This window comes from Burkholderia sp. WSM2232 (assembly GCF_000472545.1).
Taxonomy (GTDB): Bacteria; Pseudomonadota; Gammaproteobacteria; order Burkholderiales; family Burkholderiaceae; genus Paraburkholderia.
The window spans coordinates 166312-176644 of sequence record NZ_AWZV01000007.1 but is presented as its reverse complement, the minus strand read 5'-3'; the positions used below and the strand labels follow the sequence as shown (position 1 = coordinate 176644).

The following is a 10333-nucleotide window of genomic DNA, read 5'->3' as shown; positions in this document are numbered from 1 at the left end:
ACCGGCTGCGGTCAATCATCCGGACAACGCATGCCATTCAGCCCTTCTCGACCTGTTCAACCGATGAACGATCACGCCTACGCTGTCACCCATCTGCGCCCCCTGCGCCCTCTGCGCCCTCTGCGGCTTTGCAATGCGCTCGTTGCCGCGGTCGTGCTGCATGCGTCTTTCGCGAGCGCCGCTTCCACGGCCCATGCCCCTGACACTCAGCCGCAGAATGGCATTGCAACCAGCACTAGCAGCGTCGTCACCCATGTCGCGCTGCATGTGGAACCGCCTGAGCTGGCGTCCCCGGTTGTACCCGTGCCGCCCTCCGAGCAATACCCCGAGCTCTATCGCGACGTGGAGCTCGCCCACCTTTTTCCTGACAGCAAGACTTTCGCCGATATGTTGCCGCTCGCGCCGCCATCGCAGATCGCCGCGAGTTACACGGGCGCGAAGCAGCAGCCGGGCTTCGATCTCGGCGAATTCGTCAAGCGCAACTTTGCGCTGCCTGCAAGGGCATCGAAGAGCTATGTGTCCGATCCCGACCAGGACGTAGCGAGCCATATCGACACGCTGTGGACCGTGCTGCGGCGCGAGCCCGACTCCACTGCCAGCCGCTGGTCGTCGCTGCTGCCGCTGCCCGATCCGTACATCGTGCCGGGCGACCGCTTCGACGAAATTTACTACTGGGACTCGTACTTCATCATGCTCGGACTCGAAGCGAGCGGGCGCCACGCCATGGTGGTCGACGCCCTGAAGAACTTCGCAGCCCTGATCGATCGTTATGGCCATATCCCCAACGGCAACCGCACCTACTACCTGAGCCGCTCACAGCCGCCGTTCTTTGCGCAGATGGTGCGGCTCGTGGCCGAGAAGGACGGCGACGCCGTGTATGCCCAATACCTGCCCCAGTTGCGGCGCGAATACGCATACTGGATGAACGGCAGCGAAGGCCTTGCCGCCGGCCACGCGAGCCGCCATGTCGTGCGCCTCGCGGACGGCACGCTACTCAACCGCTACTGGGACGAGCGAGCGACGCCACGGGACGAGTCGTACCGTGAAGACGTCGCCAGCTCGCAGCAAACGCCGCAACGCAACCCCGAAGACCTGTGGCGCAATCTGCGCGCGGGCGGCGAAACGGGCTGGGATTTCAGCTCGCGCTGGTTCGCAGACGGCAAGACGCTCGCCAGCGTCGACGTGACATCGCTCGCGCCCGTGGATCTGAATTGCCTGCTGGTGGATCTGGAGCGCGCGCTCGCCAGGGCGTACCGCATGCGCGGCGACGTCACGCATGCAGAGAACATGGCGCAGCGTGCCGCGACGCGCGCAGACACCATCCGCCGCGTGCTGTGGGACCCGCAATTGCAGGCCTTTGGCGACTACGACTTCGTGCACCGCACGCTCACGCACAAGCTGACTGCCGCAACGGTTTATCCGCTGTATACGGGTGTGGCCAGCCGGCAGCAAGCGAAGGCCGTAGCAGCGACCTTGCAGCGCGAACTGCTGCGCCCCGGCGGCCTCGTAACCACGCGGGTCGCAAGCGGCCAGCAATGGGACGCGCCGAACGGCTGGGCGCCGCTGCAATATCTCGCGGTGATCGGCTTGCGCCGTTACAGCGAACCCGCGCTCGCGCAAACCATCGCGACCCGCTGGATCAGAACCAACGTTTCCTACTACCAGCACACCGGAAAGCTTGTCGAGAAATACGATGTGGATGCCGCGTTGCCCGGAGTGTCCGCGGGCGGCGGGGAATATCCGTTGCAGGACGGATTCGGCTGGACCAACGGCGTATTGCGCACGTTGCTCGCGCTTTATCCGCAAGCCGTCAGCAGTTCGCGCCCGAGCGATATTCCCGCAGGCCCAGCGGGCGTCTCGGCGGCTGCAGCGGCTGCCGTAGCCGCCCCGAAAAACACGCACCGGCTGCAAGGCATGCGTGTGAATCCGTAATCGCGGCGCTTACGCAAGCGCTGCGCACTCTTTGCGTAACCGACGCGATTGCGCCTCGCGTGATGCCCGCCTCAGAACCGGTAGTTGATCGATATGTCTGCCACGCCGTTGGCCTTGCGGTGTGTGATCGGACTATTCCCCGCACTGCCGACGAGCTGCTGGAACGCGCCGTCGGCAGTGGCAAACCAGTGCTTGTCGAACAGCCACACGGCGCTGATGCCAAAGCCTACCGACTTGACGCCTGCGCTTGCGTGATATTGCCGATATCCGGAACGCGCCGCCTGGTTCTGGTTGACGCCGAACCAGCTGTTCATATAAGTGGAGTCGGCGAGCGTTACGTTGGGGCCCGCGAACCAGAAGAACTTCTTCGAGCTGCCGGGCATGGGCATATACGCGCCAAAATCGCCGATCCATCCGTTGGAGCCGCCGAAATAGCGTCGTACGTCCGCGCGCAATACCAGCGGGAAGTCTTTCGATATCACGTATTCGCCTGAAAGCTTGAGGCCCGGCGCAGGATTGATGTTGCCAAGCCCGTTCAGTTCCTGCGGATCGTCGTGGCCGCGCCGACCCAGGTCGTAGACCGCTGCGAGGCTCGCGCGCCAGTTCTGCCCTTGTGCGAAGTTGACCCCTAGACCTTCGCCGCTCGAGAAGAAGAACAGATCTTTATAGCGCACGTCGATGCTCGGTCCCGCCATCAGGTGATAGCGGTCGGAGCCCTCATAGCGCGGTTGGAACGATGTGGCAGCGCCAATGCGCAACTGCCAGTCGGGAATGGACGGCTGCCAGATCTTCTGCAGCGGGATGCCGACCGAGTACTGCCATTCGCCCAACGGCGAAGGGGTTTGCGCGAGCGCCGTCCCCGGTAGAGCGGCGATGCCGCCAACAGCGAGCGCCGTCAAGGAAGTCGCCGCGATGCCTGTTTGTTTATTGCGGATCTTCCCGATCCACTTTCTACGGCTGTTCAACACCAATGCCTCCGATCTCGCGTATCGCGATGAGGGTTACGTTTTTCGCGTGCTTCCGGCGCCTCGCGTAAGAGTCGGGCGAGCGCCGCGTTACTACGCGCAGCATGTAAGTTTTTCAGCAACGACATGCGTTGCACGGCAAAGCGCTAGCTGCTCCCCGTTGGCTTGCGGCAATGCACCAGGCCATGCACAGCGGTATTCGTCGGAATATAAGAAAAGCAGATTTCGCCGACGGAGCTGCTAGTGCAAGATATGGGCCTGGCGCGCTGAGGCTTGCCTCCATGGTCCTGTGTAGCCTCATAGGGCAGCGAAGCGTCCCTCGCCGTGCGGTACGGGCGAGGCTCAAAGGCGATAGCGGTAACAACCGGGCGAATTCACTGCGCGAGCGGAACGAGCACCGGCTTGTCGCGGTACAGATTGGGGAAGAGCCGCTTCAGGTTGGCGACCTTGGGCAGGTCATTGAGCGCAATGTAGGCGGAGTTGGGATGCTGCGTCAGGTAATTCTGGTGATAAAACTCGGCCGGATAAAAGCCCTTGAACGCTTCCACCTTCGTCACGATAGGCGCCGGATAGGCACGCGCTTTGTCGAGCTGTGCGATATAGCTCTGCGCGACGCGCCGCTGTGTGTCGTTCAGGGGGAACACCGCCGACCGATATTGCGGACCGCTGTCTGGCCCTTGACGGTCCAGTTGGGTCGGGTCGTGAATCACCGAAAAGTACACCTGCAACAGCTGCCCGTAGGTGACCTGGGTAGGATCGAACTCGACCTGCACCGCTTCCGCGTGGCCCGTGGCGCCACCGCTCACTGTTTCGTAATGCGCGGCTTCGCGCTGGCCGCCAGAATAGCCGGACACGGCCTGCTTCACGCCGCGCACATGCTGGAACACGCCCTGCACGCCCCAGAAGCAGCCGCCCGCGAACACCGCGCTCTCCTCGTGAGCCGATGCCGCCGCCACTGGCTCGTCCAGTGCGGGCGGCGCAATGGGCACCGCCCGCTCCGTTGAAAACGCCACGCTTTGCGCGAGAAAGAGCCCGAGCAGCAGCGCGATTGCGCCCAGGCCGCCGCCGGGAAAGCGGCGCGCCGTGCGCGAGCCGAAGTGCCTGCTGTCGATACGCTTGCCGATATTCATGATGTCCGTCCTGATTGCACGTGCATGAGAGCGATACCGTTCGGTTCACGAGCGTCTGTGTAGATGTTGCGCGACGCGAACGGCCCCAAAAGTTGGTCGTGCGAACGCCGCATTAATGACAGCATGCGCGACTTTCCCGCTTCGCGCTGGCCGATGCAAAGCGAGCAGAAGGAACTCAGAACGGAAAGCGCGTGGTCGAGAGAATTTCCTTGAGCACCATAAACGAGCGGATCTGCCGTACCCCCGGCAAATACAGCAACTGCTCGGCATGCAGACGGTTGAAGCTGTCGCTGTCGCGCGTGCGAATAGTCATGAAGTAATCGAACTCGCCCGTCACGACGTGGCACTCCATGCAGCCGGGCACTTTCTGCGCGGCTTTTTCGAAGTCGGCAAACGATTCCGGCGTCGAGCGATCGAGCACCACCCCGATGATTACCAGCATGCCCGCGCCCGCGGACTTCGGATCGATCAACGCAACCACGCCGCGAATCAGGCCCGATTCCTTCAGACGCTCCACGCGCCGCAAGCACGCCGGTGCACTGAGCTTGACTTTGGCTGCGAGTGCGACGTTGGAGATAGACGCGTCCGTTTGCAACTGGCGCAGGATCGCACGGTCGATGCGGTCCAACGACTCAAACGGAGCGGATACTGCGACGCGGGCGGCAGCCGGGGTTGCCGGGGCCCGGCGCACTTTTGTTTTGTCTGGAGGCTTCATGCAGAAATAAACCTGACGGTAACATGCGCTGATCTTACCTAAATTAGGTACGAAGCATTTTCTTCGCAAGCTCATTTCTCGCGGTTTTTCCTACCATGTGTTGAACGCGGCGGCCCCTGCCCGCGCCCAACATCGACCATGGAGATGCCATGAACCTGCAACGCTTTCCCCGCTATCCGCTCACTTTTGGACCGACACCTATCCAGCCGCTCAAGCGCTTGAGCGATCACCTGGGCGGCAACGTGCATTTGTACGCGAAGCGGGAGGATTGCAACAGCGGCTTTGCGTTCGGCGGCAACAAGACGCGCAAGCTCGAATACCTGATACCGGAAGCGCTTGCGCAAGGCTGCGACACGCTAGTGTCGATTGGCGGCATCCAGTCGAATCAGACGCGCCAGGTCGCGGCGGTCGCCGCGCATCTCGGCATGAAGTGCGTGCTGGTGCAGGAGAACTGGGTCAACTATTCCGACGCTGTGTACGACCGCGTCGGTAACATCCAGATGTCGCGCATACTCGGCGCCGATGTGCGCCTCGTCCCCGACGGCTTCGACATCGGCTTTCGCAAAAGCTGGGAAGACGCGCTGGAAAGCGTGCGCGCCGCCGGCGGCAAGCCTTACGCGATTCCTGCCGGCTGCTCGGATCATCCGCTAGGCGGCCTCGGCTTTGTTGGCTTTGCCGAGGAAGTGCGCCAGCAGGAGGCAGAACTCGGCTTCAAATTCGACTATATCGTGGTGTGCTCGGTGACGGGCAGCACGCAAGCCGGCATGGTGGTGGGCTTTGCCGCCGACGGTCGCGCAGATCGTGTGATCGGCATCGACGCATCGGCCAAGCCCGCGCAGACTCGCGAGCAGATCACGCGAATCGCCCGGCAAACTGCGGAGAAAGTGGACCTGGGGCGTGACATTACTCCAAAGGACGTGGTGCTGGACGAGCGTTTCGGCGGCCCGGAATATGGCCTGCCCAACGCAGGCACGCTCGAGGCGATCCGCTTGTGCGCACGCCTCGAAGGCGTGCTGACCGATCCGGTGTACGAGGGCAAGTCGATGCACGGCATGATCGAGATGGTCCGCAACGGCGAGTTTCCCAAAGGCTCGCGTGTGCTCTACGCGCACCTTGGCGGTGTGCCTGCCTTGAACGGCTACAGTTTTATTTTCCGCGACGGCTGAGCATGCGGTAGTGCAGCGGCCCGAGCGCCTTTTTGACGCTCGGGCCGCGAGCTCTGACGCTCATGGCGTCAGGCGCTTTTTCAGATGCTTGCGCAGGAAGTCGACGAAAGCGCGAATCGTCAGCGAACTCTGCCGATGCTGCGGATATACCGCATACACGCCGGTTGAGCCCGGCATGAAATCGTCGAGCACCGTGACGAGCTGGCCGTCCCGCAGTGCGTCCGCAACGATAAAATGAGGAAGCCGAACTATTCCCAACCCGGCTACCGCGGCGTCGCGAATCAGATCGCCATTGTTGGCGCGCAACGGCCCGTGCACTTCAAAGCTCTTCATTGCGCCGTTCACGGCAAACTCCCAGGTCACCACGCCCCCGTGCCCGTAGAGCAGGCATGAATGGACCCCGAGGTCCGCAGGCGTCGCGGGCTTGCCGCGGCGCCGCAGATACCCCGGGCTGCAGCATGCGACGAAATTCACGTCTACGAGTTTCTGCGCGATCAGCGTGGAATCCGGCAGGACGCCGATCCGCACCGCCATGTCGAAGCCCTCGCCGACCACGTCAACGGTGCGGTCGCTCAATTCCATGTCGAACCGCACGTCGCGGTGCTCGCGCAAGAAGTCCGCGACGAGGGGCGACAGATGCGTCATGCCGAACGACATCGGCGCGCTCACCCTCAGCAGCCCGCGCGGGCCCGCGCGCCGCAGCGACATGGCCTGCTCGGCCTCCTCCACCTCGCTCAGGATGCGTTTGGCGCGCTCGTAGAACTCCTGTCCCAGTTCGGTGACGGCCAGCTTACGGGTATTGCGCACGAGCAGCGGCACGCCGAGCGCTTCTTCCAACGCCATGACGCGCCGGCTGACGAATTGCTTCGACAGCGACATGCGCCGGGCGGCGGCCGTGAAGTTATGGGCGTCGACGGTCGCGACGAAGATGCGCATGTCATCCAGTTGCATTGGCGTTGTCCACTTAAATGAGACGGTCTTTCCGATTATCGAGCAATTATACCAACTCCGGTTGACCTAAACTCTCATTCACAGATCGCAGACAACATCAATGCCGATCGCCCCGCAACGAAAGTTGCATCCCACGAGGAGCGCGACGCCTCAAGCGTCCCCCCACAGGAGAAAAAAGATGCTCGAAATCAGACATGCCAATCAACGCGGCCGCGCGGAGCACGGCTGGCTTAGCTCGCGTCACACGTTTTCGTTCGCGCACTACCATGATCCGAAGCAGAACGGCTTCTCGGACCTGCTCGTCATCAACGACGACCGCGTCGCGCCGGCCCAAGGTTTCGGCAAGCACCCGCATCGCGATATGGAAATCTTCTCGTACGTGCTGGAGGGCGCGCTGGAACACAAGGACACGATGGGCACCGGCTCCGTGATCGTACCCGGCGACATTCAGTTGATGAGCGCGGGAACCGGCGTTGCGCACAGCGAATACAACCATTCGAAGAGCGAGCCGGTGCACTTCCTGCAAATCTGGATCGCGCCCGCGCAAAAGGGCACGGCGCCGCGCTATCAGCAGCAGCATTTCAGCGAGCAGGACAAGCGCGGCGTGCTGCGCCTCGTTCTGTCGCCGGACGGTGCGAACGGTTCGCTGACGTTGCAACAGGACGCCCGGGTTTATGCCGGGCTCTTCAACGGCGACGAAACGGCGCGGCTCGAACTGGCTAGCAACCGCTACGCGTATGTACACATAGCGCGCGGCAGCGTGACGGTGAACGGCGTTGAACTCGGCGAAGGCGACGGCGCACGCGTGCGCGGCGAAGATGCGCTGACCTTCACGCAAGGCCACGACGCCGAAGTGCTGGTGTTCGACCTGCGCAACATCGAGGTGTCGGAGTTGTGGGCTTGAGCGGCGCTGCCGTGTCATAAGCTCATTTGAGGTTGGAAGCCGCCCGGTTTGCGCCGGGCGGTTTTTTGCACGCGCGTATTTCACAATGCAGGGCTCCGCTTGAGCCTTTCCGTACTTCCTACCCGCGATGCCGCAAGCACCGTATGAGTGCTGCGCGACGAGCAAATAAAAACGGCGGCCCGCGGGCCGCCGTTGTTCGCTACTGGTTGCGGGTGATCGTCAAACCGCCGCTTCCGCTTCCACCTCGCTGACCGCTTCCGTTTCTTCGCTGTTGCGGATCAGATGATCGAACGCGCTGAGCGATGCCTTCGCGCCCTCGCCCACTGCAATCACGATCTGCTTGAACGGCACCGTCGTCACGTCGCCTGCCGCGAACACGCCGGGCACCGACGTCGCGCCGCGTGCATCGACGACAATCTCGCCGTGCTTCGACAACTCGACCGTGCCTTTGAGCCACTCGGTGTTCGGCACCAGACCGATCTGCACGAACACGCCTTCAAGTTCCACCTTCTTCACTTCGCCCGAACGCAGGTCTTTGTAGACGAGCCCGTTCACCTTCTTGCCGTCGCCGGTGATTTCGGTGGTCTGCGCCTGCGTGACGATCGTGACGTTGGCCAGGCTGCGCAGCTTGCGTTGCAACACTTCGTCTGCACGCAGGCTTGCGCCGAATTCGAACAGCGTCACTTCGCGCACAATGCCCGCGAGGTCGATTGCGGCCTCCACGCCCGAGTTGCCGCCGCCGATCACCGCGACGCGCTTGCCTTTGAAGAGCGGCCCGTCGCAGTGCGGGCAGTACGCGACGCCGTGATTGCGATACTCGCGCTCGCCCGGCACGTTGATTTCGCGCCAGCGCGCACCGGTTGCGAGAATGATCGTCTTCGCTTTCAGCACTGCGCCGTTCGCAAGACGCACCTCGTTGATGCGGCCGGGAATCAACGCTTCGGCGCGCTGCACGTCCATAATGTCGACTTCATACGTCTTCACGTGCTGCTCGAGCGCAGTGGCGAACTTCGGGCCTTCGGTTTCGGTGACCGACACAAAGTTTTCGATCGCGAGCGTGTCGAGCACCTGGCCGCCGAAGCGTTCGGCCACCACGCCGGTGACAATGCCCTTGCGCGCCGAATAGATCGCCGCGGCCGCACCGGCAGGCCCGCCGCCAACGATGAGCGTGTCGAACACCGGCTTCTTTTCCAGTTCTTTCGCGGCACGTGCTCCGGCGTTGGTATCGAGCTTCGCGAGAATTTCCTTCACGCCGCTGCGTCCCTGGCCGAACACTTCGCCGTTCAGGAACATGGTCGGCACCGCCATGATCTGGCGTGCTTCGACTTCGTTCTGAAACAGCGCGCCGTCAATTGCCACGTGACGAATGCGCGGGTTGATGAGCGCCATCACATTGAGCGCCTGCACCACTTCCGGGCAGTTCTGGCACGACAGCGAGAAATACGTTTCGAATTGATAGTCGCCGTCGAGATTGCGGATCTGTTCGATTACCGCGTCGTCGAGTTTGACGGGATGGCCGCCCACTTGCAGCAATGCCAGCACGAGCGACGTGAATTCATGCCCCATCGGAATGCCAGCGAAGCGGATGCCGGTGTCCTTGCCCGGCTCGCCGATCGAAAACGACGGCTTGCGTTCGCTGTCGTCGCGACGCACAACCACGCTCACGCGTTCCGACAACGTCGCGATATCGTTCAGCAATGCCAGCAGCTCTTGCGATTTCGCGCTGTCGTCGAGCGACGCGACGATCTCGATAGGCCTGCTAACCTTTTCGAGGTACGTTTTCAACTGAGTCTTGAGATTGGCATCAAGCATGGCTATTCGATTCCGTGACGATGGGTGTTGGGTTCCCGGCGCCGCACGCGTACCGGTAGGACGCGTGCGGCCCGGGGACGTGCGAACCGCTGCATGAAGCGGCCCGCACGTTGATGCGCCGCGAAGGCGCTATTGCCTGAAGCTGTGAAGCAGATTGCCTTGAAGCTGACCGACGCTTCCAGGCCTGCGAAACCTTAGATCTTGCCGATCAGGTCGAGCGACGGCGTGAGCGTTTCTGCGCCCGGCGTCCACTTGGCGGGGCACACTTCACCCGGGTGAGCCGCGATGTATTGCGCAGCCTGCACCTTGCGCAGCAGTTCGCCGGCGTCACGGCCGATGCCGTTGTCGTGGATTTCGCACAGCTTGATCTCGCCTTCCGGGTTGATCACGAACGTGCCGCGCAGTGCCAGACCTTCTTCTTCGATCAGCACGTCGAAGTTGCGCGCGATAGTCAGCGTCGGGTCGGCCAGCATCGGGTACTTGATCTTCTGGATCGTGTCCGACGTGTCGTGCCAGGCCTTGTGCGTGAAGTGCGTATCGGTCGACACGCTGTAGATTTCAACGCCGAGCTTCTGGAAATCGGCGTAGCGATCGGCCAGGTCACCCAGTTCGGTCGGGCATACAAACGTGAAGTCGGCCGGATAGAAAACGAAAACCGACCACTTGCCCTTCAGGCTTTCTTCAGTGACGGTCACGAAATCGCCGTTGTGATAAGCCTGTGCCTTGAACGGTTTGACTTGACTGTTGATGATCGGCAT

General features: G+C 62.3%; 9 protein-coding genes. 3 read left to right on the top strand and 6 right to left on the bottom strand.

All coding sequences use genetic code 11. From position 1 onward, the window contains the following. The first annotated feature begins 63 nt into the window (after nucleotides 1-63). Complete coding sequence (gene treF / locus F757_RS0107345; protein WP_027210846.1) at nucleotides 64-1932, top strand: alpha,alpha-trehalase TreF; 1869 nt, start codon at nucleotides 64-66, stop codon at nucleotides 1930-1932. A gap of 71 nt (nucleotides 1933-2003) precedes the next feature. On the opposite strand, the gene F757_RS0107340 is transcribed toward treF, so the two are convergent. The 3 genes from F757_RS0107340 to F757_RS0107330 form a co-directional block, all read right to left on the bottom strand. Next, complete coding sequence (locus F757_RS0107340; RefSeq protein ID WP_027210845.1) at nucleotides 2004-2900, bottom strand: MipA/OmpV family protein; 897 nt, start codon at nucleotides 2898-2900, stop codon at nucleotides 2004-2006. Nucleotides 2901-3271: 371 nt separating this feature from the next. After that, nucleotides 3272-4027, bottom strand: a complete 756-nt coding sequence (gene msrA / locus F757_RS0107335; RefSeq protein WP_027210844.1) for a peptide-methionine (S)-S-oxide reductase MsrA — start codon at nucleotides 4025-4027, stop codon at nucleotides 3272-3274. Nucleotides 4028-4202: 175 nt separating this feature from the next. After that, nucleotides 4203-4742 carry an Lrp/AsnC family transcriptional regulator gene (locus tag F757_RS0107330; RefSeq protein ID WP_027210843.1) on the bottom strand — a complete coding sequence of 180 codons (540 nt, stop codon included), beginning with the start codon at nucleotides 4740-4742 and terminating at the stop codon, nucleotides 4203-4205. A 149-nt stretch (nucleotides 4743-4891) separates the two neighbouring features. Between F757_RS0107330 and F757_RS0107325 the strand changes: the two genes are divergently transcribed. Continuing rightward, nucleotides 4892-5908 (top strand): 1-aminocyclopropane-1-carboxylate deaminase, encoded by a 1017-nt coding sequence (locus tag F757_RS0107325; RefSeq protein ID WP_027210842.1) that lies wholly within the window; start codon nucleotides 4892-4894, stop codon nucleotides 5906-5908. 60 nt (nucleotides 5909-5968) lie between these two features. Here F757_RS0107325 and F757_RS0107320 read toward each other — a convergent pair whose 3' ends face one another. Further along, entirely contained in the window at nucleotides 5969-6859 is an 891-nt protein-coding gene (locus tag F757_RS0107320) for a LysR family transcriptional regulator (RefSeq protein WP_027210841.1), read from the bottom strand. A gap of 178 nt (nucleotides 6860-7037) precedes the next feature. On the opposite strand from F757_RS0107320, the gene F757_RS0107315 reads away from it, so the two are divergent. Further along, entirely contained in the window at nucleotides 7038-7763 is a 726-nt protein-coding gene (locus tag F757_RS0107315) for a pirin family protein (protein ID WP_027210840.1), read from the top strand. A gap of 219 nt (nucleotides 7764-7982) precedes the next feature. On the opposite strand, the gene ahpF is transcribed toward F757_RS0107315, so the two are convergent. Together ahpF and ahpC are read right to left on the bottom strand one after the other, a co-directional pair. Then, nucleotides 7983-9575 (bottom strand): alkyl hydroperoxide reductase subunit F, encoded by a 1593-nt coding sequence (gene ahpF / locus F757_RS0107310; protein WP_027210839.1) that lies wholly within the window; start codon nucleotides 9573-9575, stop codon nucleotides 7983-7985. Between the two features lie 194 nt (nucleotides 9576-9769). Beyond that, nucleotides 9770-10333, bottom strand: a complete 564-nt coding sequence (ahpC, locus tag F757_RS0107305) for an alkyl hydroperoxide reductase subunit C (protein WP_027210838.1) — start codon at nucleotides 10331-10333, stop codon at nucleotides 9770-9772.

Excerpts from the sequence above, each read along its gene's own strand:
- treF (WP_027210846.1), top strand. The coding sequence starts at position 64 with ATGAACGATCACGCCTACGCTGTCACCCATCTGCGCCCCCTGCGCCCT.
- msrA (WP_027210844.1), bottom strand. The coding sequence starts at position 4,027 with ATGAATATCGGCAAGCGTATCGACAGCAGGCACTTCGGCTCGCGCACG.
- F757_RS0107330 (WP_027210843.1), bottom strand. The coding sequence starts at position 4,742 with ATGAAGCCTCCAGACAAAACAAAAGTGCGCCGGGCCCCGGCAACCCCG.
- F757_RS0107325 (WP_027210842.1), top strand. The coding sequence starts at position 4,892 with ATGAACCTGCAACGCTTTCCCCGCTATCCGCTCACTTTTGGACCGACA.
- F757_RS0107320 (WP_027210841.1), bottom strand. The coding sequence starts at position 6,859 with ATGCAACTGGATGACATGCGCATCTTCGTCGCGACCGTCGACGCCCAT.
- F757_RS0107315 (WP_027210840.1), top strand. The coding sequence starts at position 7,038 with ATGCTCGAAATCAGACATGCCAATCAACGCGGCCGCGCGGAGCACGGC.
- ahpF (WP_027210839.1), bottom strand. The coding sequence starts at position 9,575 with ATGCTTGATGCCAATCTCAAGACTCAGTTGAAAACGTACCTCGAAAAG.
- ahpC (WP_027210838.1), bottom strand. The coding sequence starts at position 10,333 with ATGCCGATCATCAACAGTCAAGTCAAACCGTTCAAGGCACAGGCTTAT.